The following is a 22,500-nucleotide window of genomic DNA, read 5'->3' as shown; positions in this document are numbered from 1 at the left end:
GCTCCTACAGGCTGGCAACCAGCGTTTGCTGGTCGTCGTTAAAGTCGATCAAGGCGATTTGCAGCGCCACGGGGGTGATGGTCACGAAGTCGTAACGCCGGCAGGTCCGGCCGTATTGCTGGATCAACACGCGCAGCAACTCCGGGTTCAGTGACAGCTGGGTGTTGCTGAATTTGAGCAGGACCACGTCCCAATCCCGATCGGGCTGGCGTTCCTCGATCTCGACGTAACCCACGCCCAGGCGCTCGAAAATGCGCTTCATGCCGGCGGTGCTGCCGGCGTCTACGGAGTTGATGAAGGCGTATTTCACCCGCAGCCGGAACAAGGCCTCAGGTTCGCCGTTGAAGCGCGTGACGTCGCGTTGCCAAGCCCACAATTCCAGAATGGTCAGATGGCAGGTGTCTGGATCGATTTGCAGGTATGGCCAGTTCAGCCAGCCGGTGACGGTCTCCCACCAGGCTTGCGCGGCGGCGATCAGCTTTGACAGTTCGGTGCCGGCGAGCCAGAACGGCAACTTGATTTTGATCATCGAGCCGTCACCTTCAATACCTGGATTCGGGGGATGTCCAAGCCGGAAATGATGTCGGGTGTGGCGAATCGCATCGAGCTGATATCGGGAAACTGGTGGTGCAATTCCTCAGTCAGACGACTGAAGCTGAATCGCGACTGGGGATAAGTCAGCGTCGGCTTGTAGTCCCGAACGGTGCTTTCGCGAAACGCAGCACGGATAAACAGTTCCACCTCGGTTTCCAGCTTCGCCAAACTCTCATCGCCCAGATTGGGCCGTGGCCATAGGTCCAGCTCGATGGTGTACTGGATATCCGGAATCACCATGGCCAGCAGGTCATCGCCGTGCCCATGGTTGCCCTGGTCGCGGATGTGCGAGTTGATTTGTTCCAGGTAGCTGTCCGCCGGCACACCCGCATCAAACAGCACATAGGCGTTCGCACTGCCGGGGCCCCGGGGCGCTCCGTGTTCGAAATACACGCCATCGGGGCGCACGCCGGGGAACGCGGAAATCATGGCGCGATACACCGCGTCGGTGTGCCACTGGTTGACCGCCGAGAACTGGTTGCGTACACGCAGGCGCAGCTGGTCGTTCGGTTCCGGATCCGCACCGGGTGATTCCAACCAGCCGTCCACGTTGGCCACCTGGACAATGCCCGGTACCGGAACCGGCAGGATCGCGTAATAACCCGGTGCCAGGTTGTAGCCGCTGCCGGCCTCGTTCGCTTCCACCGGCACTTCCAGCTGTAGCTGGCCCTGCTGAAAAGTTGCGGCCGCTGTGGTGGTCAGTTGATAGACGTTGCTGTTGATCGCAGCGGACTGCACCGCGATGCCTTTTTCCAGCTCCATCACGCCGTCCGGTGTCGCTCGGGTAAACAGCACGGTGCCCTTGGCTTTGGTCGCGCCCTTGCGCTCGACGTTGACCGCCCAGGCGAGCATATCCAGCCAGGCATCCACCGCAGTTTTCACAAAGAAGTTCGGCAGCACGGTCAGGCACAGGAAGTCGAGCAACCACAGTACCGGCTTGGTGACCAGCGCCGTCATCACCCGCCAGAACGGCGAATAGCTGCTGGTGTTGGCGACCTTGGCGCCTTGGGCTTCGACCTCCTTTTCCCAGGCCGCTTTCAGACCGGCCTCGGTGGTCGGGATGCCGGCGTCGGCGATCACCTGTTTAAAATCGACCTCACTCACAGGCTTACCTCGATCAATCCGAATTTCAGGGTTTTGGCGGTGACCAGGTACTGACCTGGCTCCAGTTGCGTGATGTGCGCAGTCCCGGGCACCAGGCGCTCGTCGGCCTCCACCAGCAGTTCCATCTGCTGGATGCAGTCGCGCTGCCGCAGCCGATCGCGCTCGGCCACCAGCGTGACCAGCAGTCCGCTGTCGCGGATCATGTGCGCGATGTCCTGGGCGATGCAGGCACGGTCATCGATTAGCCGCGGCTGATTCGAAGGGTCCAGCGCCAGGTCGTTGTCGACGATCAACAGGTCAACGTATTCGCTCATCCACCCACCGCCATGGCCATCATGTTTTCCATCTCCAGCGGGTTCATCGGCTTGCTGTTTTGAATGGTCATGTTCTCCACATGCACACCTTTGTTCTGGCTGTTGCTGTTGTTCTGAATGCTGGTCAGCAGGCCGCCAGGCGGCACCGCAGTCGGTCGCGTTGGGGAAATGCTGGGAATGGCCGCATTGATGGTCTGCTGGGCTTTTTGCGCGGCAGTTGCCGTGTCGGCGGCGTTGATGCTCTGCTGGACTTTTTGCCCGGCAGTCGCCTTGTCGGCGGCGTTGGTAGCCGCATCGATACCGGGCACTTCGGGCATGCCGCCGAAGCGCGCTTCGATGTTCACACCGGGGATGCTGTTGAGCAGTTCGATCAGGCCATTAACGGCCTTGTGAAAGATGCTGACGATGCCGTCCCAGGCGGCCTTGGCCATACCGGACCAGCCGCCCATGGAGTTAAACCAGTCAGACAAGGCCTGGAGCTGGGCGCTGACCCACTTGAACGCCTCACTGTTGAGCAGCGCGGTGGTCCACTCGTCCCAGAAAGAGATCGCAGCGGCCACGGCCGCGACCAGGGCGATCACGCCAATAACGATCCAGACGATCGGGTTGGCCAACAGCGCCGCATTGACCAGCCAGACTGCGCCCTGCCAAAGCAGCATGCCCGTCCGAACTACGCCCATCCAGGTGTACATCAGGGCAAGCCCGGCCACGAACGCAATGACCATCACCGTGTGATAGAGGAATATCGCCACACTGCGCAGGCCGGTCATGTTGAGGACTTTCCACACGGTCAACAGTCCCAGCCAAGTCATCTTCGCGATGCCCACCGTCAGGGTCAGCAAAGACATGGCGCCGATAATCGTCATGATGGTCAGCGCGGTGATGCCAATCACCCGGGTGATGTTGGGAAACAGCTGTGACCAGCGCACCAGCGTTTTGCCGATCTCCACCATCTTGTTCATGAACGGCGACAGCACCGGGATCAGCACCTGGCCGAACACCACGCGCATGACCTCGACCAAGGACGCCCATTGCTGCCACGGATCGACCATGGCCTGGGCCATTTGCTCGGCCTTCTCCAGACCGCGTACTTTGCCCAGTTGATCGAGGCCGTCACGCAAACGGCCCGTGTCCTTGGCCAGTGCGCCGATCACCTGGGCACCTTCACCGCCGAAGGCCTCCATCAGCTTGGCCCCGGCCGACGCACTGGTCAGATCGCCGAACTTGCCCTGGAGCTTGTCCAGGATGGACATGATCGGCAGGATCTTGCCCTGCTGGTCAGTGAACTTCATGCCAAGCTTTTCCGAGGCGGCACCGATGTTTTCGAAGAACGCCTTGTAACGTCCACCGGCATCGCCACCCTCCATGGTGCTGCTCAGCGTACCGATCACCGCCATCTGTTCGGCCAGGTCCACGCCGGCCGTCGTGGCGATAGCACCGGCTTCCTTGAACGCGTCTTTCATGGCCGCACCGCTGGTGCGGAACAACTGCACCGCCAGCGCCGTCTGCCCGCCGAGTTTTTCGACCCACGCGCCTTTGCCCATGGCGTCCGCCTGGGACTTTTGCAAGTTGTAGAGGGTGCCGACGTATTCGCCCATGGTCGCGGCGTCGGTCTTGGTGGCCTTGGCCACCAGACTGCTGGCGTTGGTGAAGGTGGCCAGCTGATTACCGACCAGCCCTTTAATCGCGCCATCGATCTGGTACGCCGAAGCGACGAATTCCCGGGCGTTCTCGCCGTAGTTCACGGCGAACGCCAGCGACTTGCTGTTGAGCGCAGTCAGCGCGTCCTCAGCGACGCCCAGCGATCGGACGTCGCCCAGGGCACGATTGACTTCCAGTGCCGGCGCCATGGACTGCTGGATCCCAACCACCGCCGCCGTCAGACCGCCCAGACCCAGGCCAATCGACTTGATGTGCTTTTCGCTCTGCTCGGCAAGGTCGGAAAAACCCATTTTCACTTTGCCCAGGGGCGCGGTGACCTCGTCGGTCAGGCTCAAGATGAAAGCCAGGCTGGCGCTACGGTCTGCCACTGTCGTTACCCGTTCAGCGCAAGGGCGATGCCGTTAGCCACGGCCATCTCCATGCGTCTCCAGTATTCGTCCTCCAGCCACTTGGCCGTGCCCATCACCTCAGGTGTGGGCTCGGCTCCAGGCAGCCAGCGGTTCGTCAGGGCCATCAGCTGGCCCAGGCCGTTTTCGGTCAGGCGCTCAGCGTGGCCGAGCGCTTTTTTACGATCACCTCAACCTTCGGGCCGTACTCCTCGAGGAGTGCTCCGGCGAGTTGCATGACCATCACCGGGTTACCCAGCAGCGGTTTCAGGGTGGCGCGTTCTTCCTGCTTGACGGTGGTCATCAGCAGGTTATTACCCGGCGCGACCTTGTTGGTCTGGGTCAGTGCGTTGAAGTACTTGGTGACGTCTGCCGGGGTTAGGGTGAAAGTGAATTCCTGCTCGCCGACTTCCAGGGTGATTACTGCGTTTTGCTCGTTCATGGGGTAGATCTCAGGTTGAGGTTGGAGACATTGGTTGTTCTGGTGCACCAGTTATCGCTGGCACACCCTGACGATGTGTTGCTGCAGGCCGAGAATCATTTGCCGACTTAAGGCGATCTGATCTCGGAGGGTGAAATAATCCGGTCGAGCGTCTGCTGTGAGCTCGGCGGTGCCTGCATCAGCCAAGCCGCCGGCGCCGGTGGTGGCGGGCACTGAGGCGGGACAGGTGGCGCGGATCCGCAACCGCTTAGTGCCATCGTCAACAGCGAGGCGCAGGTTTTGGTTTTCAGTGCGGACATGGGTCAACTCCGTGGTGTTTTTCAGGTCGATCGCATCCCGCTCGGCGAGCATTTCGCCGTTGATGCGGGCCGCTTCACGCAGGCCTTTCGCTTCCGATTGCGCGCTGTCGCGCTCGCGCCGGGCGTCGTTGCGCTGATCGGTCACCAGATCGAACGCCACCCACGCGAGCAGGCTGGCCAGGAGTACAAACAGCACCAGGCGCGACGGGGAAAAGGTCATTTCAGGCACAGCGCCATCTCGGCCAGCCGGCGGTTGTGCAGGCCTTTAACGAACTGTTTGCGGCCCTGGGCATCGGTGACGAAAGCCCACACCGGCGTCTTGCCATCCGGTGCCCAGGCCAAGGCCTTGCAGCCTTCGGCAACGCGGCCGGCGTTGATCAGCCCCACCGCTCGACTGGCGCAGGTGCTGGGCACGCCGACGTTGTGCGCGTGACTGCTCAGGGCATCGAACGTGTTCTGGCCCACCTGCTGATTGGTGATGCAGTCGGCGAGCTGTAGCTGCCCTTTGCCGATCACCAGCTGCTCCACCTCAGCGCATCGAGCATCCGACCAGTAGTCACCGACTACCACCGAATACGGGCTGGTGTGACGGGTGATGCCCTTGCACACAGTCGGCAGCCCACGAGCCAGGTTATCCGCGTAAACGGTGTTCTGCCCCTGGCCTTCCCAGGTGCCCAGGAACGTCAGCAGCGAAGCACTGGCCAGCGCGATCGCACCGGCTTGAATCCGACCACGCAGGCTCATGGCACCAGTACCCGCAACAGCGTCGGGCCGAACATTTGAAGGATGGCCCACAGGGTGCTGGCGATCGCCAACGCCCAGGTAATTTTGCGGCCGATTTCCGACACGACTGACGTCAGTTTTTGCTGGCCCTCGTTGAGTTCCGAAAGCTGGCCGGACATGTGTTCAAACTGCTGTTCCAGCTTGGTGATGCGGGTGGGCACCGACTCATGGCGCCTTTCCATCTGACCCAGGCGGTGTTGCGTCACTGCCATGTCACGCTCCAGCAAACCGAGACGTTCAGGGTCAATCACCGGGGCTAAGATCGTTGGCCGCAGACTGCTGGTCATCGGCGTTTTCCTTGCTCAGAAAGGGATTCACAGGGTGTGCAGCGAACAATGCCGCCCAGCGCTCGACGTCGTTCGGGGATCGGCTCTTCGCAGTCCAGGCAGTGGATGCGGCTCGGCCCCGAGGGGCGCGGCCGCGCACGCTGAGCCGTGATTGCGTGTTCACGCTCCAGCTGTTCCAGCGCCGAGGCCTGTTCGAACCAATCCCCCATCAGCGCAGCCCCTCGATCTCAGCAGCGTCTAAGTACGGCACGCCGTTGATGTGGATAAAGTCCGGACTGGTGACGTCGAACGGCACCTTGTGTTTGCTCTTCTCGCCGCCTTTCGGATCGATCCCCAGCAGACTGGAAATCTTCACCTTGCAACCGAACGCTTCCACGCGCAGTTCTTCGTCCTCGCCGGCCTTGGCGAAGAACACCGCGTCAAAGGGTTTCAGGGCGCGAAAACTGCCGGCCGATCGCGCCGCGTCGATCAGCAGGTTGAAGTTGGTGGTGTCCAGCTCGAATTCGCCGGCCGCCGCCACATCGCCATCCACGAAGCCATCCGGCACGCCACGGGTTTGGGCCACCGACGAGTTGTCGGTGATGTCCAGGGTGCAGTTCTCGACGTGCAGCGACAGGTCGCCCAGGCTCACGTCGAAGTTCTTGCCGCCAATTTTTGCCATGGGGCGTTACTCCGTTTTGTCGGTGGAAAGATCAAGGGCAATGTTCGCCGTCAGGTCTTTCGGGCAGTTGAGGGGTTTGAGCTTGATGTAGGCCGCGACCTTGGTTTTGCTCAGCCAGCTCAGCACCAGGGCACCGTCTTTCGGCGGCTCGATGTCACCGGGGAACACCTCGCCGTTGAACGTGGTGGACTTGGCCATCGCACGCAGCGGCGCCATCAGTTGGTTGGTGTTGACTGCCATGCTGTTGGGGGTGCTGTTCAAGCGGCGATCGGCCACGCGACGGATCAGCAGCGGACGAATCAGGCGTGCTGCCTTGTCGGTGATGCGCAGGTGTTCAACGACCTGAAAGTCACTCGCCGGGGTGTCGAGCATATTGCCGTCGCCCCAGTACACGCCCTGGTAATCCGGGTAGGTCTGCGACACGGAGAAGCGCGCTCGGTCCAGCTCACTGCGCACCGCCGATGGCAGCGGGATTTTGTCGGCATCGATCGGCACTGGACCAAGACCCAACACGGCACCAGTGGCCACGCGCATCGGGCTGTCGGCAATGCTGACCGCCGCGTTGGCCAAGCGGCCGGCCAACACGCCCAGGTCATTGCCGTGCAGTTGCGGCACCGGCAGGACACGCGGCGCCGCCAGGTCAGCGACCAGGGCTTTTTGCTCGGTGACGTATTGCGCCCAGGTCTGTTGCGCGGTGATGCCGACAGCGGCCGCCATCACGAACACGCGGCGGCCGTAGGTGTTGTTCAGGGCAATCGCCGCGTCATGCATGGCCGACAGCTCGACGGCGGTGGTCACCGGTTTGGTGATTACCACAGCCTCCACCGAGAAGCCCTGCTGTTGAGCTCTTTCCAAGGCCTCGGACCAATTGCCCTCGTTACCGATCGGAGCGGCCACACACGCCCAGCGCTGGCCACCGTTGAGACGGGCAGCAGTGATTTGGGCTTTTAGATCGCTGGCCGGAACGCCCAGTGAAGCGTCCAGGTCGCTGTCGGTGTTCAGCGGGATGAACTGGCCGACGTTCTTGCCGGCCGGGCCGATGAAAAGGAAGTAACGCTCAATCTCTGTAACGGCACCCTGGCCCAGATTGAGATTGTCGACGGTGACTTGACCGAGTGCCATGCAGTGCCTCGTTAGCGGGGTGAATGTAGGATTTGTTGCAACACCTGGTTAACCAGCAAGCTGGTGTCGCGGTCGGTGTTGACGCCGATGAACTGGCGTTTCGGAAGCGTGATTTCCCAGCTCTGCGCGCCGGTGGACTCGCTTCGCTCGTCGTCCAGGATGCGGATCAGCAGTCCCGCCTTGGCGTAGTTCACATGCTCTTGAATCCACGCCACTGACGGCCGGGTCAGCGTCTTTTTGCCCGCCTGGCGCACACGAAAGCCCAACCGGCGCAGGCGCTTTGCCTGCTTGTCGGTGGCGGCCAGGCCAGGTGGTGTTTTGTTCCAGCGACGCATCTGCGCAGCGGTGCGCCGTTCACTGACGCCATGGTGTTGCTGTGCGGCGACCCAGCGGGTCAACGCGTTTTTCCAGCCCAGTTCGGCTTCGTCGGCACTGACACGGGTCACCACCATCAGCTTCGCCAAGCCGGCTTCCATCTTTTTCTTGCCCTTGGCCGAACCCTTGCGCGCCTCGAACGGCGAGCCGTCCAGGTTCTGCTGATCGCGCACGCGCTTGCGGCTCATCGTCCGTACACGTTTGGTCACGTTGTTCAGCAGGCGTCGGCGCAGTTGTGGCGGCAGGCTGAGCAGTGCCAGTTGCTCGCGCACGCCCAGGTAACCGCGTGCATCGAGTTCGAAAGTGCTACGCCCCGCCATGGGTGGCCACCTCGCCGCGTTCAGCGACCCACAGGTCAAACGGCACAAATGCCCAGGTCTTGCCGAAGGCCTGGATCTCGCCGGCAGGGTCTTCGGCCAGGTATTGCGGCTCGACGAACTCCAGGGTGATTTCCACGTCGGCCAGGTCGTTGTCCAGCATCTCGATGGCAAACAACGGTGCCGGCAACTCGTCCCGATCGCGACCAGGATCGTTGGTTTCCAGCCAGCTGCCAATCAGGGCCATTAGCCGTGCCGGATGGTCGGCGAAGCGCTCCAGCACGATCGCGGCGCGATAGCGCATGTTGCCCAGGTGCATGCCGTCTACGTCGGGCTTCCATACCAGCTCGAGGGTGACTTGCTCGGTCCAGCTATCCAACTGCTCAGGAGCTACCAGCTGGCGTTCCAGCAGGTAGGCAGTCAGCGCCTGAAGTTTGGTCATAGCAGCACCGCTGTGATACGGCCGCGACCTTGCAGCGAGCGAACGGCCTGCTGGCTGAATTCGAGGAAGGTCTCGCCACGCTCAGGCAGTTCTTTGCCGGTGTTTTCCGCGCTTTCACGACGGGTCACGGTGGCGAACTGAGTTAGCAAACTGGCCTTGGCCCGGCAATACACGGCGCGCTTGTACGTCGCTGTGTGAAATGTGCGCTCGGGCAGCACCATAGGGTCAGCAGATTCCACGGTGGTGATACCCACGTTTTGCCATTGACCCTTGCGCTTGGTGAGATCTCGATTGACCTCGATCATCGCCGTGGTCAGATCAGTGACCAGCATGTCTACCAGGTACTCCGCCGGCAGGCGGTAACCCTTCTGGAACTCGGCTACGGAGAGGTCTGGCCAAAAGCCGTCGTTCTCGATCGCCTGTTCCACAAAGGTCGTGGGTTTCCCGGAAAAGCTCATTGCTGGGCACTCGAATAGGGGCGGGAAAACTGTTTCAGCGAGTCAGGGCCATAAATGGTTGGCTCACATCCACAGTTTCTCGCCGGGGGGGTAGTCGGGTTATTCGGCGGCTTTGTTAGCCAGTTCTTTTGCCAACGCCTTGCGAGCGCCTTCCAGTCGCGTGCCCACACCAACGGCGGCGTGCAGCTCAGTGGCGCGTTCAAAGTGGGTGATGGCCTTCGTCCACTCCCTGGCGTCCAGGGCGCGGATCCCAAGCAACTTGTGGTACTTGGCCGGGATCTGCTCGGTGAGCTGCCATTCGCCATCGACACGCGGCAACAGGTCGGAAACATACGGCTCTGGACTGCGTCCGGCCTTCTGCTCGGCCTCGGCCCACTCGATCACCGCATCCGCGACAAAGGTCGGCACGTCGCGCCTGAAGCGCTCAGGCATCGGCTGGTTTTGCTCCATGGCGAAGTTCGCCAGGTCCAGACCCGCTTCGAATTGCACGGTGTCGAACAGCCAGACCAGGACCTGCATCACTACCGAGTTCGGAAAACTCAATCCGGAATCGCGGTAGCGCTGCACGTAGTCCAGGTACTTGGGCAGCAGCTCGTCACGCTTGAGCTGCTGACGCAGTTCGCGGCTGTTGATGGCGCTGACGCGTTCCAGGTCCTGTGCCAATGCGTCTTCCATCAGCTTCAGGTGTTTCTTGGCGTTGGCTGGGCTGGACAGCGCGGTGGCGGATGAATACACCACCGCTTCGGCACCGGCACGCGCAGCAGCTGCTGGGCCTTCGGCTTGAACACGGCGCTTGTGCGCCAGTGCCAGGCTCATCAGATCAACTCCACGTTTTCAGCGGCCGCGAATTTCTCCAGCTGCTCGATCACGTAGCCTTCGTTCCGGCCGTTGTAATCCTCGACGCGGGAGCGCTTCGGGTTCTCGAGCAGGTGACGACGCCAGCTGCTGTCCTGGAAGTAGATCGACAGGTTGTCCCAGCTGGTGACGACCACGGCGTTAACCGGGAAGTGCGGCACGGTGAAGGTCGGCAGGCCGCCGTAGGTCGCAATGACCTGGGCGCTTTCGATGCGTTCTTTTTCAGTGGGCTTACCGGCCTGGCTGGAATACAGCTTGGCCTTGTCGGCCGCCAGCAGATCACTGCCAACGATCGCCACCAGGTCACCGCCATCACGGAACACGGAGCTGATCATTTGCTTGGTGTCGTGCACCAGGGCGTCGAGGTTTTCGTAGTCGCCGCCGGCGCCGAGGGTGATTTTCCCAGCGACCGCGCCTTCGTGCAGGACCTGCTCAGGAATCTGCTCGCGAGCCAGCTGCAGCCAACCTTTGTTGACGTCCTGCAGCATCGGACTGGTGGCCAGATTCGTCTGGGGTGCTGCAGCAAGGCCATGCCAGCCGATCATGATGCGATCGAGGGCAATCTGCTTTTGCACCGCTGCCGAGTAGCGATCGGCGAAGTCCGGGAACTTGGCCCAGCTGTCGATCTTGGCGAAGGGCAAGCCCACGTCGGACTCTGTGGCAAACAGCTCGTAACCCAGACCGTTGAGGTCAGAAACGTCTTTGGCTTCGCGGTCGGTGGTCTTGGTGTTGGTGCGGCTGGTCACAGGACCATTCACACCAAACATGACCTTTTGGCCCTTGATTTCAGTGACCGGTACGACGTTGATGCGCTCGAGGAAATCGGCGCGCTCGGTGATCTTGTCGTTCAGTTCCTGGGCGATGCTCGGCTCAACGTTGAACTGACGCGTCACGTCGACGCTGTAAGTCTCGGCGATGGCCAGGCAAAGAGCGGAATACTGCAGCAAGGCACGATTGGACAGAGATTGTTGGCTCATATCACAACACCCGTTTTTTGGTGTCGGCTGGGCCGGTGGAGCGCGGCAGCTGGCGACCTTGCGGGGTATTCGCCAACGTAGCGAATTGCTTTTGCAGTTGAGCCAGGCTAGCCAAAACGGCCTGGTTGCCGAACTTTTGGCGACTGAGGTTCTTTTCTTCCTCGGCCGCAGTGACGATCGCATCGACCGCAGTTTGTACGTCATCGATTGGCGCCTGGTCCGGCTCTTCTTCGGTGACGACCGGCTCGATCAACACTTGAAGGCCAGCGGCCACAATCATCAATTGCTCGATCAGGGCCTTCACAGCCTTGGCTGTAGCTTCATCCATTGGGGGTTTGCTCTCGGTGGGGGTTTGCGGGTCTGCTGGGGTTTCTTCGATACCGAAGCGCTTGAACAGCCCGGTGAACATGCCCAGGAGCTTGGTCAATTCGCTTTGTGGCTGGTCATCGCGTAGGGGACCAAGCTCGAGGGAGGCGGCGAAATACGCGGCCTTACTGGTCTTGTTCGAAAAGTAGAGTTCCTGAGTACCCAGGCTGGCCGGTTGATCGGTAACGCCCAGGCCGGTCAGATAGGCTTTGCCGGTGTTCGCGAAGTTGGGCGTAATTTCGATGCTGGTGAAAAGCTTCTCGCCCTGGTCGTTGAGCCACAGCAATTTGTTGTTAGGCTTCAACTGCGCCTCGAGGGCGATTTGCCCTGGGGCCAGATCGTCGCCCTCTTCCACTAGGCGCACCGCGAAGACGGTGCCGTGGGAGCCCGGCCACCGTTCGTGGTCGCACCAGATCACAGCCGTGTACAAGGACGGTTTGTAGGTCTCAGCGATATCACGCAGTTCCTGGGGAAGGATCTCGCGGCCATCTACGGTCGGGCCGCTGGTGGCGACACGTTTCCAGAACGAAACAAGGGAACGGGGCATGGGCGATAACTGCGCTCAATCGGTGATTTGAGCCGCCACGATAGGCACCGGCCGACCACCAAACAAACGGTTCACTTTTGCTTTGGTCCTATATCGCTGATCTAGGTTGAACACGGATTTTAACCCCGCGTTTCCAGCGTTTTCGCCGCATAGACTGCGGCCATGCCATACGCCCCCGAACTAAAAGAAGCCGCCAAACGCCTCTATTTACGCCGCTGCAAGCCGCGTGAAATTCAGGCGCAATTGTCCCTGCCCAACATCCGAATCATTTACTACTGGATCCGCCAGGGTGAGTGGGACGACATGCTGTCGGATGAAGAACCGCTCACCGCTGTCGGCCGGAGAATCACCCTCCTCCTAGACAAAGCCACGTCGCTGACCAAGGGCGATCTGGACGAGCTCGACCGACTGACCACGGTTCGCGATCGCCTGCTGAAGCAATCCGTGAAACCGGCGCCAGCGCCGATCGGAGATCTGCCGGCGGACGATGGTCATCGCCGAGAAGGACAACGCGGCGAGCGTCGGGACCAAGGCGATCGTGGTGACAAGGGTGGAAAGAAGCGCGAGAAGAAAGCCAAAAACGAAGTCGGCGAGCTGACGGAAGTGGACTTTCTCGACAAGTTCATCAGCAAAATGTACGGCTACCAGAAGGAACTGTTTGCCGCCAAACAGAACCCGCTGACAAGTCGGATCCGCAACATCCTGAAAAGCCGCCAGGTGGGCCTGACCTACTACTTCGCCGGCGAAGCATTCATGGATGCCGTGCTGACCGGCGACAACCAGATTTTCCTGTCGGCCAGCCGCGCCCAGTCCGAGATTTTCCGCAGCTACATCATCTCGTTCGCTCAGGAATGGTTTGGCCTGGAGCTGACCGGAAACCCGATTGTGCTGAGCAAAGACGGTAAGCCCTGGGCAGAGCTGCGCTTTCTCAGCACCAACAGCAGCACCGCCCAGGGTCACCATGGCCACGTCTACGTGGACGAATATTTCTGGATCCGCGACTTCGAAAAACTGAACACCGTCGCCAGTGCCATGGCCACCCACAAGAAGTGGCGGAAAACTTACTTTTCCACGCCCAGCGCTGTTTCCCACCAGGCCTACCCGTTCTGGACCGGCGAGAAATTCCGCAACAGCAAGCGCAAAAACGCCAAGGATCCGTGGCCCAGCGAAGCCCAAGCCGCGGCTGGCTCGTTGTGCCCGGACGGGCAATGGCGCAAGGTCATCACCATCCTTGACGCCATCGCTGGCGGCTGCGATCTGTTCGACCTCGAGCAGCTGCAGCTGGAGTACGACGAGGACAAATTTCAGCAGCTGTTCATGTGCAAGTTCATCGACAGCACACAAAGCGCCTTCTCCCTGGTCGACCTGGAACGCTGCTACTCAGACTTGTCGTTGTGGACCGACTACGACCCGGACGACCCGCGTCCATTCGGCAACAGCCCGGTGTGGATTGGCTACGACCCGAGCCGCACCCGCGACGACGCCAGCTGCGTGGTCATCGCCCCGCCGCTCGAAGACGGCGGCAAGTTCCGGATCCTGGAGAAACACAGCTGGCGTGGGCAGTCGTTCAAGTACCAGGCAGACCAGGTCAAGAAGCTCACCGAGCGCTTCAACGTGCAGCACATCGGCATTGACACCACCGGCATCGGTTACGGCGTGTTCGACCTGGTGCGCGATTTCTACCCGCGTGCGACCTCGATTCACTACAGCCTGGAAACCAAAAACACCCTGGTGCTCAAGGCGCAGGACACGATTCAGGGCAGCCGCATCGAGTGGGACGCCGGCTGGAACGACATCGCTCAAGCGTTCTTGACGATCAAGCGTGGAACCACCGGTGGTGGCCAAGTCACCTACAGCGCATCGCGCACCGACGCCTCCGGTCATGCCGACATCGCCTGGGCGATCATGCATGCCCTGGCCCACGAACCCCTCAACACCAACAAGCAGCGGCGCAGCCGCTACACACTCAGCGGACCAAGTACCCATGGGCAAACCAGTAAAAAACCAGCCGCAAAAACCAGCACCAGGTCCGATGCGGGCGTTTTCATTCGGTGCACCGGAACAGGTCCTGACCGAGAACATCGGGCATTACCTGGGCGTGTTCGCCACCCACGACGGAAAGACCTACACGCCGCCGGTGTCACGCCAAGGCCTGGCCAAGCTGCTGCGCGCCAACGCTCACCACGGCGCCATTCCCGGGTTCAAGCGCAACTTGCTGCTGCGTGAGTTCATCGCTTCCGAGGGTTGTTCGGTTCAGACCATGAGCCGTGCCGGCTTGGATTTCATGGTGTTTGGCGAGGCGTACTTTCAACGCAACCGGAACGCCTTCGGCCAAGTACTGGAAATGGAACATCTACCGGCAATCAATATGCGGGTCAGGGTTGGTGGCGGGTTTGTGATGCTGTTGCCGGACGGCAAGGAGGTGGAGTTCGAAGAGCATGAAGTCGAGCACGTCATGAACTACGACGTGGAGCAGAACATTTACGGCGTGCCCGACTACCTGGGCGGTATGCAGGCGCTGTTACTCAATGAGGCCGCTACCCTCTTCCGCCGCCGCTACTACAGCAACGGCGCGCACGCCGGTTACATCTTCTACACCAACGATCCGAACCTGACCGAGGAAGACGAGGAGTCCCTACGCGATCAAATCAGCGCGAGCAAGGGTGTGGGTAACTTCCGATCGATGTTCGTGAACATTCCGGGAGGCGCCGAGAAAGCGATTCAGATCATCCCGGTGGGGGACTTTCAGGCCAAGGACGAGCTGGAGAAGGTCAAGAACATCACCCGCAACGACGTGATCGCCGCGTGGCGTATGAACCCCGCGTTGGCCGGCATCATTCCGGAAAACAGCGCTGGCTTTGGCGACATCGAAAAGATCGATCGGGTCTACACCAGCAACGAGATCCGACCAATCTGTCAGCTGTTTAACCAGGTCAACAACTCGTTACGCGAAGACAGGCGATTCACCTGGAGAGAAGCATATGAGCCAGTTGATTCCACTGCATCCAGTGCATAGCTAAGAGATTGACACTACATACTGTGGCAAACTAGTGGCGATTGGCTGCCCTGGGGAGGGACACAATGCGAGTTGAATGCAAATGCGGACACAGAGGACGGATCGCTTCACGAGAGAAGCTATCCACGGAATTCGCGAAGCTGTACTGCCAGTGCCTGGACGCAAAGTGCGGGCACACCTGGGTCGCGAATCTGACGTTTTCGCACACGTTGAGCCCATCGGCTCAGTCATTCGAAAGGATGTTGTTCGACCATTTGCGGGACTTGCCCAGGGCGAAACAGCGGGAGCTGTTTGAGCAACTGGGATCGCAAGCGGTGGCGTGATGCACAAACCGCCGACTCGGAATTGTCGGCGATCGGTTGCATAGAAAAGGATATTAGCTGCCGGCGGGCTCTTCTGGGTTGGTTGCTAACACCTCTGACATTCGTCGCAGTTGAAGTTGCTCCTGCTCACTCAACAAGCGATATAGCCGGATAAGACGATGTTCAATCTGAGTCAGGCCAAGCCATTCAAGTTCCGGGATTCCAACGCTGACGCGTTCGTTGTTCGTGCGATCCAAAATGCTTACTACTCCATAAAGTGCATTGCTGAATCGACGTTATCGGGGCGGGAATGGCTTTAGAACGGGGGGGTGACCAATGTCGCACATGCTTTGTTACAAGTTAATTCCGAGAGCGGGCGACGTCGTCTGCCATGGCTTGCAGGAAACGACGAATCGCTTCTTGGTCGAACGGAGTAATGCTTCTGTACTGCGTAATCAATTTCTCTTCATCTGGCGTAAACAATTGTCCGAGCGGCGTAGAACGGCGGCCTGTCAACACGAAGGCTGCATCCACACCACGTTCTTCCAATGCCGTCACATACCGAAGGTCGAGCGAACTAGCTCCCAGTTCATAGTTTTTTTGGGTTCCCCGACTTACCCCAAGAAGCACTCCAAACTCTGTTTGATTTAGCCCTAAGCGCTCGCGCTCTTCCCTCAGGCGTTCACCTACTTGATCTGCTATGAGCATTTTTTTATTCACCACCGTTGACTTGATCAATTTTTTGACCATGAATCACCACAGACAAACGCAAACAAACACAATTGAACAGAGTGAACACTATGCCCGCCACTGTTACGCCCGAGCAAGCCCGTGCGGATCTGGATCGCAGAGGAGTGAGCATTGCGGAATTCAGCCGAAAGCACGGACTGAACAAAAATTTAGTCAGCGACCTATTGAACGGTCGGATCAAAGGTCGCCGTGGGGAGGCACATCGCGCCGCCGTGTTGCTCGGGATCAAAGACGGCGTGATTGAACAGTAATGGCACTGGGCCAAGGGAGAAAGCAGAACATGAAAAGCACAGTTCTAAAGACTCGGCGTCAGGTAGTTAGCGCAGTTATCTGCGCCTACCCAGGCGGACGCGAATGCGCGGCGGCTCACATCGGCCTGTCACTCAAGAAGTTTGATAACCACGCCTACGAGAACAACAACAGTCGGCCGTTGACTGACGCTCAGATCCATCAGCTCGAGCTCGAGGCAGGTACAACTTTCTTACCTGAATATATTGCGGCCATGTACAGCGGAATGTTCGTTCCTGTAGCTGAGCCCGACTCGCTGGACAACATCGAGATGTATGCCCGATGCGTCCAAGCCGCCGCTAAGAGGGGCACCGTTGACCACCTCATTGCCGAGGCATTGAAAGATGGAATCATCAACGACACCGAGGCCGAAGCCATCCTCCATGCAGACACCTTGCACCTGGCGGCCCGGCACGCCGAGGTTCTTGCCGTCATCCAACTGCACGCGTCGCAGGCGGGGAAATCCAAATGACTCAGTTGCCTGCAGGACAGGAATATCAGGACGTACTCAAAGCCGCAGCGCTTGTGTTCTTGGAACGCCACCACTGCGAACACCTGGGCGACGATCAACAGTTGTTCGACCGCGCCGTGCAGCACTTGGTCAGCGACTATGACGTGCTGACACAGACTGCTGAAAAACTGGTGCATTTAGCCTGCAGCGATATGTCCGCCGTCCGAGATCGGCAGCGCCTGGACATCGTCAGCAGCACGTCGACGCACACCGTCATCATCGACCCCGCCACAGGCAATGCCTGGGCAGTTCCGGTCAGTCTGATTTACGAACGCATTCTCAACGCACCGGACAACGGTCGTTTCCGCGTAGTCGCACCGTAACTCCCAACCAATAAACCGCCTGTCCCACCTCCGTGGGTTTGGGTGAGCTGCGCCCGAAATCGAGGTTTAACGATGGCAAACGCCGTAATTGTCACCACTCAACTGCCCCCCGCAGAGGCCGAAGCATTGCTGGCCAACCTGCGTGAACAGTATCGCTTGAGCCTCAACGAACACTGGTATGCCGATCAGTTCCGCCTTGTTGCGGACGGTCTGCGCCACGGCGCAATTCTCGCCCACATTCCGGTGATGGCTGCGCAAAAACGCCTTATGGCAGCCCTGTCCCACAGCCTCAAAGCAGTGAAGTAACCCCATGAAAGAAGATCTTCGCCACGACGTGTTGCAACGCCTTCAGTCCGACTTCGGGCTCAAGCACCGCACGGGCACCGACTACATGCGCGGCGGCACCTGCCCCAAGTGCAAGAAGAAAGAGCTGTATTCCCGGTTCGATACACCATGGATGGTGATCTGTGGTCGCCCTGAAAAATGTGGCCACACCCTGCACGTTAAAGAGCTGTACGACGATCTGTTTGAAGACTGGAGCAAGCGTGCGCCGGCTACAGACCAGCACCCCAACGCCACTGCGCGTGCCTACCTGGAGTTCGCACGAGGCTTTCGGTTTGAGCTGATCCAGGGTTGGTTCACTCAGGAAAGTTTCTACTCCGCTGAACACAACGCCGGCAGCGCCACTGTGCGCTTTGCCTTGGAAAAAGGCGGCTGGTGGGAACGGCTGATCGATCAGCCGCACCGTTTCGGCAAGATGAAGGCCCGCTTCAAATCCAAGGACAGTTATCGCGGAGTCTGGTGGTGCCCGCCTTGCGTCGACCTTCTTGAAGCCAAGGAAATCTGGATCGTTGAAGGGATCTTCGACGCCATCGCCCTGGTGCACAACGACATCGCGGCCGTATCAGCCATGTCGTCTAACGCGTTTCCTGGGGACTCGCTCAAGGCATTGGTTAAAACCCGCGAGGGAGGGAAGCTGCCCAAGTTGGTATGGGCGCTTGATAACGAGCCGAGCGCCAACGCGTATACCCGGCGCTGGGTACGCGAAGCCCGTGCCCTGGGCTTCGTCTGTGAGTCAGCGCAGATCCCGCAACGCGATGGCCGTAAGGCTGATTGGAACGATCTTCATCAGCGCTGGAGCTTCATCCAGGACGACACCAAGCGTGCCGAACAGATCGCTACCGACCTCAAACAAGCCCGCCACCAGGGAGCCTTGCTGCTGGCAGAGAGCGCTGCGGAAAAAGCCCTGCTCATGTACGACTGGAACAAGCGTGGGGAATTTCACCTGGGCTTTGGGAGTCGCCTGTATTGGTTCAAGTTGGACATGGAGAAATTCAACCGGGCCATGTCCGACATCGAGGACAGCGAAAACCACGACGACCAGTTGCTCAATCAGGCACAACAGCGCGAAAAGGCGCTGCAGCAGTCCGGCAGCGTCGTGGAGATTGCTAACTGCTACCCGCAAGCCTTGTATTTCCAGCGCAACGAGGTAACGGACGAGTCCTGGTACTACCTGCGCGTGGACTTCCCTCACGACTCCGAAAGCGTGAAAAACACCTTCACCAGCGGCCAACTGTCGGCCGCGAGCGAATTCAAAAAGCGGCTGCTCGGCATGGCGGCAGGCGCCATGTTTACCGGCAGTGGCCAGCAGCTCGACAAGCTCATGAAAGACCAGCTGTTCGGCATCAAAACAGTTTCGACGATCGACTACGTCGGTTACAGCAAGGAGTACGCCTGCTACGTCTACGGCGATATCGCGATCAAGGACGGCACTACCTACAAGGTCAACAGTGAAGACTATTTCGAGTTCGGCAAGCTGCGCCTGAAAACCCTGCAGAAAGGCGTGCCCATCAAGCTGCAGCGCGAAGCAAAGGGTTTTGACGAGAAGTGGGTGCAGCTGCTGTGGACCTGCTTCGGCGCCCAAGGCTTCGTTGCCTTGGTGTTCTTTTTTGGCTCGCTGTTTTGTGAACAGATCCGGGCTCGCTACCAGTCATTTCCTTTCCTGGAAGCCACCGGTGAGGCGGGCGCCGGCAAAACAACCCTGTTGAACCTGCTGTGGAAACTACTCGGCCGCGAAGGCTATGAAGGCTTCGACCCGATGAAATCCACCAAGGCCGGGCGCTCTCGCCTGATGGGACAAGTCTCCGGCATGCCGGTCGTGTTTCTGGAAGCCGATCGCCACGGCGACGATCGTGCACACGCTAAGACCTTCGAATGGGATGAGCTGAAAGACTTCTACGGCGGCGGCACTCTGGCTACAAAGGGCGTCAAAACAGCAGGCAACGAGACGTACGAACCCCCATTCAGGGGAACGATCGCTATCAGTCAGAACGCGGCCGTGGTCGCCCACGAAGCGATCATGACGCGCATCGTAAAACTGCACTTTGTGCGCCCGATCGTCACACCGGAAAGCCGTGCTGCAGCGGATCAGTTGAACGCGTTGGAGGGCGGCACCCTCAGCCACTTCCTGTTGCGTGCCGTGGGTAAAGAATCCGCGGTGCTTGATCTGTTCGCCCAGCGGATGCCCGAACACGAGGCGAAGCTGCGCCGTCTGCACACCCATTGCTTTGCCTGCAGCACGGCCTACATCAGCGACCAGGGCAACTGCAGCAGTTGCGGTTATGACCTTCGCGGCTACATCCGTGTGGAGCGCATCAGCAAGAACCACGCTCAATTGCTCTCGCTACTGGACGGCCTTCGCTTGGTCCTGAAACTGAGTGATCCCCAAGTCGCCGCCACCCAGCGCCAGATCGTACGGATGGCCATCGAGCGCCAAGCCTCAATCAGCTCCGACCATGCGGCCGTTGCCGAGTTTTGGGAGGTCTACGACTACCTCGAATCCTTGAGTGAGGATCCGGTGGTTGACCACAGCAGTGATCCGACCGTGATCGCCATCAACCTCAACGAATTCTGCGAGCGCGCCGCCGAACACAAACAGAAGCTGGCCGACGTGGCCACGTTGCGCGATCTGCTCAAAGAGTCCCGTTCCCGCAAGTTCCTAGATAGCAACAAGGCCGTGCACAGCGCCGTACGCGCCGCGTTCAACAACCGCAACCCCTGTTCACAACCCCGGCCGACGACAGTGAAGTGCTGGACTTTCAAAGCGTAAAGGAGAGCAAGACCGATGCAGATCCAAGTGTTTATGGGCAATGCCGGCGACGGCAAAACAAGCAAGCTCCAATCAGTGCAGGACCGTTTGGACTTCACAGGACAAAGCGCGCCGATCATTCAGGCCGGTGCTTATGGGGAGGATGGCTTGCTGGAGATCCTGGAAGTCCGGGCAGCAGGTGGCCAGCGCGAAATCCTGGTGGACGACTGCAGCGGGCAACAGATTTTGAGGGTTCTGGAATGGCAATCATGTGTTGAACATGAGCCGGATTTTGACGGCCTGGTGATCCACCTGGCCCGTAAGGACTGACCGTAAAAGAAGCAGTGCCGAGGAGTTGCACCTCCCCGACACCTAACCACCACTGAGGGCTATACCATGCAAGCACAGAACCAAAGCAGCAGCGGCACGAAGGCTACCACACCGGCACGACACCTAGTGGCCACCGCGATTATCGGCGCGGCCGTCATTGGCTACCTGGTGCACAAAACCCCTGAATCACGAACGCGCCTCGAAAGCCTCAGCCAGATGGCTAGCACACTGGGTGAACTGAGCGAAACGGATGCCGCCGTGGTGACCCAACTGCTCGCCAACCCCGCAACCCGGGGTGAATCACGCAATGTTTAATACCCCCGCAGTAACACCAGTACGGCGCTTTCCCTGGAACATTGATTACACCAGCGTTTGCGACCAATGCGGCAAGTGGCGCGCCCAGGGCAACCATCTGAAATGCAGCCGGCGGCGCAAGCAGCAGAATGCCCATCTGCGCAACCACAAGCCCAAGCCATAAGCCGCGTCCACCAGAAGATGCGCTTCCAGATACTTGGCCCGGAAACGGGCCTTTTTGTTTCCGATCGTCAGACTGTCGATACACAAGCACAGCGTTAGGGGTTTACATGAGTGGGGTCGAAGCTCGCGGTAATTCCGTGAGAATCTATTTTCAACACAATGGGGAAAAGTGCCGGGAAGCAATCCCGGGAGGCAATACGCCGGCCATCGTGGCCCAGGCCAGGCGCCTGGTCGACATCATCGAGTACGAGATCCAGACCGGCACCTTTGATTACGCGCGGCACTTCCCCAACTCGGCCAAGCTGGTCGAAAACACCTTCGGTCACTACCTGGACCTGTGGTTAAAGATCAAGGCCAACAGCGTGGCCGCCTCGAGCTATCGAGGCTATGCAAACAAGGCAGAGGTTCATGTGCGGCCGCGCTGGGGGAAGGTACAGATCAATAAGATCGATCACCTGGACCTGCAGGAGTGGATCCAGGGCACCCTGTCGAAAACGCTCAAGAACAAGACCATCCGCGACATCATCAGCAACGTGCGGCAGGTGTTCAGGCTGTACCGCACCCGGATGAAAGTCGCGCACGACCCGACCGAGGGCTTGATGGTGCGCCTGCCAGATCCCGAGGCGCCGGACCCGTTCACCCGGGCAGAAATCAAACAGATCCTCGAAACCCCGACCAACCGCACGCAAGAGCTGTTGATGGTGCAGTTCATGATGTGGGCTGGGCCCCGGGTATCCGAGACAATCGCTCTAGCCTGGGAGGATGTCGACTTGGAGCAAGGCACAGTGACCTTCCGCAGGTCCAAGGTGCGTGGGGCTTACCGGGTGACGAAAACCCGGCGATCGACGCGTAGGGTTCGGCTACTTGCACCCGCTTGGGATGCACTGCAGAAGATCGATGCGCTCAACCGGAAAAGGAAAGCGGAAACCGTTGATATCGTCGAGCGGGACAACAAGACGGTACGGCAGCACAAACTGCACTTCGTCTTCCTGAATACGAAAAGTGGCCTGCCACATGTCAACGACTTCGTGGTACGAGACCGGTTCTTCAAGGCTCACTTGCTTGCGGCTGGGGTTCGTTACCGTGGACCTGGTCAATGCCGGCACACGTACGCCAGCCAGTTGCTGACCACCGGTGTCGCGTCGATCGACTGGATCGCCGAACAGATGGGGCATACCAACGGAAACATGATCCGCCAGCACTATGGGACGTGGATCAATGAGGACGGACCGGATGTGGTGGGGATGTTGCAACTGGCCTTAAAGCTGTCACCGGTTACAGCTCCACACTAAATCCACTGATGCCCACGGTCTCGGCAAAGCGCCCCACGGCCGACAAGCTTGCCCAGGTACGCTGCAACTCACGTCGAGAGCGCACCGGAACCACGCCCTGTTGCTGCATTGAGCATTCCTTACCGTGCTTTA

31 protein-coding genes are annotated in these 22,500 nt (G+C 59.6%); 11 read left to right on the top strand and 20 right to left on the bottom strand.

Annotation, left to right across the window (positions count from 1 at the left end; all coding sequences use genetic code 11):
• Window positions 1-4 precede the first annotated feature (4 nt).
• The 18 genes from AC3WP4_RS13955 to AC3WP4_RS13870 all read right to left on the bottom strand — a co-directional run bounded on the left by AC3WP4_RS13955 (window position 5) and on the right by AC3WP4_RS13870 (window position 11,991).
• Window positions 5-529, bottom strand: coding sequence for a phage tail protein (locus tag AC3WP4_RS13955; protein ID WP_074874944.1), 525 nt, complete (start codon window positions 527-529; stop codon window positions 5-7).
• Window positions 526-1,698: a baseplate J/gp47 family protein gene (locus tag AC3WP4_RS13950; RefSeq protein WP_102614586.1), complete on the bottom strand. Its 1,173-nt coding sequence runs from the start codon at window positions 1,696-1,698 to the stop codon at window positions 526-528. Before AC3WP4_RS13950 ends, AC3WP4_RS13955 begins: the two co-directional genes overlap by 4 nt.
• A complete protein-coding gene (locus AC3WP4_RS13945; protein ID WP_102614587.1) occupies window positions 1,695-2,012 on the bottom strand; it encodes a DUF2590 family protein in 318 nt (105 codons plus the stop codon). Before AC3WP4_RS13945 ends, AC3WP4_RS13950 begins: the two co-directional genes overlap by 4 nt.
• Complete coding sequence (locus tag AC3WP4_RS13940) at window positions 2,009-4,042, bottom strand: phage tail tape measure protein (protein WP_102614588.1); 2,034 nt, start codon at window positions 4,040-4,042, stop codon at window positions 2,009-2,011. Before AC3WP4_RS13940 ends, AC3WP4_RS13945 begins: the two co-directional genes overlap by 4 nt.
• 5 nt (window positions 4,043-4,047) lie before the next feature.
• A complete protein-coding gene (locus AC3WP4_RS13935; protein WP_162842852.1) occupies window positions 4,048-4,188 on the bottom strand; it encodes a DUF6890 family protein in 141 nt (46 codons plus the stop codon).
• A 23-nt stretch (window positions 4,189-4,211) separates the two neighbouring features.
• Window positions 4,212-4,502 (bottom strand): putative phage tail assembly chaperone, encoded by a 291-nt coding sequence (locus AC3WP4_RS13930; protein ID WP_102614589.1) that lies wholly within the window; start codon window positions 4,500-4,502, stop codon window positions 4,212-4,214.
• Window positions 4,503-4,553: 51 nt separating this feature from the next.
• Window positions 4,554-5,021 carry a lysis protein gene (locus tag AC3WP4_RS13925; RefSeq protein ID WP_102614590.1) on the bottom strand — a complete coding sequence of 156 codons (468 nt, stop codon included), beginning with the start codon at window positions 5,019-5,021 and terminating at the stop codon, window positions 4,554-4,556.
• Window positions 5,018-5,545 carry a lysozyme gene (locus AC3WP4_RS13920; protein ID WP_102614591.1) on the bottom strand — a complete coding sequence of 176 codons (528 nt, stop codon included), beginning with the start codon at window positions 5,543-5,545 and terminating at the stop codon, window positions 5,018-5,020. The genes AC3WP4_RS13925 and AC3WP4_RS13920 overlap by 4 nt, the downstream gene beginning before the upstream one ends.
• Window positions 5,542-5,871, bottom strand: coding sequence for a hypothetical protein (locus AC3WP4_RS13915; RefSeq protein WP_256581134.1), 330 nt, complete (start codon window positions 5,869-5,871; stop codon window positions 5,542-5,544). The genes AC3WP4_RS13920 and AC3WP4_RS13915 overlap by 4 nt, the downstream gene beginning before the upstream one ends.
• Complete coding sequence (locus tag AC3WP4_RS13910) at window positions 5,868-6,080, bottom strand: TraR/DksA C4-type zinc finger protein (protein ID WP_102614592.1); 213 nt, start codon at window positions 6,078-6,080, stop codon at window positions 5,868-5,870. Before AC3WP4_RS13910 ends, AC3WP4_RS13915 begins: the two co-directional genes overlap by 4 nt.
• Complete coding sequence (locus AC3WP4_RS13905; protein ID WP_102614593.1) at window positions 6,080-6,532, bottom strand: phage protein; 453 nt, start codon at window positions 6,530-6,532, stop codon at window positions 6,080-6,082. Before AC3WP4_RS13905 ends, AC3WP4_RS13910 begins: the two co-directional genes overlap by 1 nt.
• 6 nt (window positions 6,533-6,538) lie before the next feature.
• On the bottom strand, window positions 6,539-7,654 hold the full coding sequence (locus tag AC3WP4_RS13900) for a DUF2586 domain-containing protein (protein ID WP_102614594.1): 1,116 nt from the start codon (window positions 7,652-7,654) through the stop codon (window positions 6,539-6,541).
• Between the two features lie 11 nt (window positions 7,655-7,665).
• Window positions 7,666-8,349 (bottom strand): phage virion morphogenesis family protein, encoded by a 684-nt coding sequence (locus AC3WP4_RS13895; RefSeq protein WP_102614595.1) that lies wholly within the window; start codon window positions 8,347-8,349, stop codon window positions 7,666-7,668.
• Entirely contained in the window at window positions 8,336-8,788 is a 453-nt protein-coding gene (locus tag AC3WP4_RS13890; protein ID WP_102614596.1) for a phage tail protein, read from the bottom strand. Before AC3WP4_RS13890 ends, AC3WP4_RS13895 begins: the two co-directional genes overlap by 14 nt.
• Window positions 8,785-9,246: a head completion/stabilization protein gene (locus AC3WP4_RS13885; protein WP_102614597.1), complete on the bottom strand. Its 462-nt coding sequence runs from the start codon at window positions 9,244-9,246 to the stop codon at window positions 8,785-8,787. Before AC3WP4_RS13885 ends, AC3WP4_RS13890 begins: the two co-directional genes overlap by 4 nt.
• Before the next feature lie 99 nt (window positions 9,247-9,345).
• Complete coding sequence (gene gpM / locus AC3WP4_RS13880) at window positions 9,346-10,062, bottom strand: phage terminase small subunit (protein WP_102614598.1); 717 nt, start codon at window positions 10,060-10,062, stop codon at window positions 9,346-9,348.
• Window positions 10,062-11,078 carry a phage major capsid protein, P2 family gene (locus AC3WP4_RS13875; RefSeq protein WP_102614599.1) on the bottom strand — a complete coding sequence of 339 codons (1,017 nt, stop codon included), beginning with the start codon at window positions 11,076-11,078 and terminating at the stop codon, window positions 10,062-10,064. The genes gpM and AC3WP4_RS13875 overlap by 1 nt, the downstream gene beginning before the upstream one ends.
• 1 nt (window position 11,079) lies before the next feature.
• Window positions 11,080-11,991: a GPO family capsid scaffolding protein gene (locus AC3WP4_RS13870; RefSeq protein WP_102614600.1), complete on the bottom strand. Its 912-nt coding sequence runs from the start codon at window positions 11,989-11,991 to the stop codon at window positions 11,080-11,082.
• Window positions 11,992-12,153: 162 nt separating this feature from the next.
• Between AC3WP4_RS13870 and AC3WP4_RS13865 the strand changes: the two genes are divergently transcribed.
• The 3 genes from AC3WP4_RS13865 (at window position 12,154) to AC3WP4_RS13855 (ending at window position 15,330) form a co-directional block, all read left to right on the top strand.
• A complete protein-coding gene (locus tag AC3WP4_RS13865; protein ID WP_102614601.1) occupies window positions 12,154-14,217 on the top strand; it encodes a terminase large subunit domain-containing protein in 2,064 nt (687 codons plus the stop codon).
• On the top strand, window positions 14,129-15,007 hold the full coding sequence (locus tag AC3WP4_RS13860) for a phage portal protein (RefSeq protein WP_102614602.1): 879 nt from the start codon (window positions 14,129-14,131) through the stop codon (window positions 15,005-15,007). Before AC3WP4_RS13865 ends, AC3WP4_RS13860 begins: the two co-directional genes overlap by 89 nt.
• A gap of 65 nt (window positions 15,008-15,072) precedes the next feature.
• Window positions 15,073-15,330: an ogr/Delta-like zinc finger family protein gene (locus tag AC3WP4_RS13855; protein WP_102614603.1), complete on the top strand. Its 258-nt coding sequence runs from the start codon at window positions 15,073-15,075 to the stop codon at window positions 15,328-15,330.
• Between the two features lie 339 nt (window positions 15,331-15,669).
• On the opposite strand, the gene AC3WP4_RS13850 is transcribed toward AC3WP4_RS13855, so the two are convergent.
• The gene (locus AC3WP4_RS13850) at window positions 15,670-16,017 is read right to left on the bottom strand and encodes a helix-turn-helix domain-containing protein (RefSeq protein WP_102614679.1); all 348 of its coding nucleotides are present in this window, start codon (window positions 16,015-16,017) and stop codon (window positions 15,670-15,672) included.
• Between the two features lie 92 nt (window positions 16,018-16,109).
• Here AC3WP4_RS13850 and AC3WP4_RS13845 point away from each other — a divergent pair, with 92 nt between their 5' ends.
• The 8 genes from AC3WP4_RS13845 (at window position 16,110) to AC3WP4_RS13810 (ending at window position 22,368) form a co-directional block, all read left to right on the top strand.
• Window positions 16,110-16,310: a DNA-binding protein gene (locus AC3WP4_RS13845; RefSeq protein WP_102614605.1), complete on the top strand. Its 201-nt coding sequence runs from the start codon at window positions 16,110-16,112 to the stop codon at window positions 16,308-16,310.
• A 29-nt stretch (window positions 16,311-16,339) separates the two neighbouring features.
• Entirely contained in the window at window positions 16,340-16,819 is a 480-nt protein-coding gene (locus AC3WP4_RS13840; RefSeq protein WP_102614680.1) for a YmfL family putative regulatory protein, read from the top strand.
• A complete protein-coding gene (locus AC3WP4_RS13835) occupies window positions 16,816-17,181 on the top strand; it encodes a hypothetical protein (protein WP_074874894.1) in 366 nt (121 codons plus the stop codon). Before AC3WP4_RS13840 ends, AC3WP4_RS13835 begins: the two co-directional genes overlap by 4 nt.
• Before the next feature lie 72 nt (window positions 17,182-17,253).
• Window positions 17,254-17,487, top strand: coding sequence for a hypothetical protein (locus AC3WP4_RS13830; RefSeq protein WP_074874892.1), 234 nt, complete (start codon window positions 17,254-17,256; stop codon window positions 17,485-17,487).
• A 4-nt stretch (window positions 17,488-17,491) separates the two neighbouring features.
• Window positions 17,492-20,290 (top strand): toprim domain-containing protein, encoded by a 2,799-nt coding sequence (locus AC3WP4_RS13825; protein WP_102614606.1) that lies wholly within the window; start codon window positions 17,492-17,494, stop codon window positions 20,288-20,290.
• Between the two features lie 15 nt (window positions 20,291-20,305).
• The gene (locus AC3WP4_RS13820; RefSeq protein ID WP_074874888.1) at window positions 20,306-20,599 is read left to right on the top strand and encodes a hypothetical protein; all 294 of its coding nucleotides are present in this window, start codon (window positions 20,306-20,308) and stop codon (window positions 20,597-20,599) included.
• 66 nt (window positions 20,600-20,665) lie between these two features.
• Window positions 20,666-20,914 carry a hypothetical protein gene (locus tag AC3WP4_RS13815; protein ID WP_102614607.1) on the top strand — a complete coding sequence of 83 codons (249 nt, stop codon included), beginning with the start codon at window positions 20,666-20,668 and terminating at the stop codon, window positions 20,912-20,914.
• A gap of 269 nt (window positions 20,915-21,183) precedes the next feature.
• Window positions 21,184-22,368 carry a site-specific integrase gene (locus AC3WP4_RS13810; protein WP_102614608.1) on the top strand — a complete coding sequence of 395 codons (1,185 nt, stop codon included), beginning with the start codon at window positions 21,184-21,186 and terminating at the stop codon, window positions 22,366-22,368.
• Here AC3WP4_RS13810 and AC3WP4_RS13805 read toward each other — a convergent pair.
• Window positions 22,352-22,477, bottom strand: coding sequence for a hypothetical protein (locus AC3WP4_RS13805; RefSeq protein ID WP_256581140.1), 126 nt, complete (start codon window positions 22,475-22,477; stop codon window positions 22,352-22,354). The two genes, AC3WP4_RS13810 and AC3WP4_RS13805, sit on opposite strands and share 17 nt — an antisense overlap.
• Between the last annotated feature and the right edge of the window lie 23 nt (window positions 22,478-22,500).

The sequence above is a fragment of the Pseudomonas sp. FW305-20 genome (assembly GCF_058788075.1).
The sequence above is the reverse complement of the archived record's forward strand: the minus strand, read 5'-3'. Positions and strand labels throughout refer to the sequence as shown.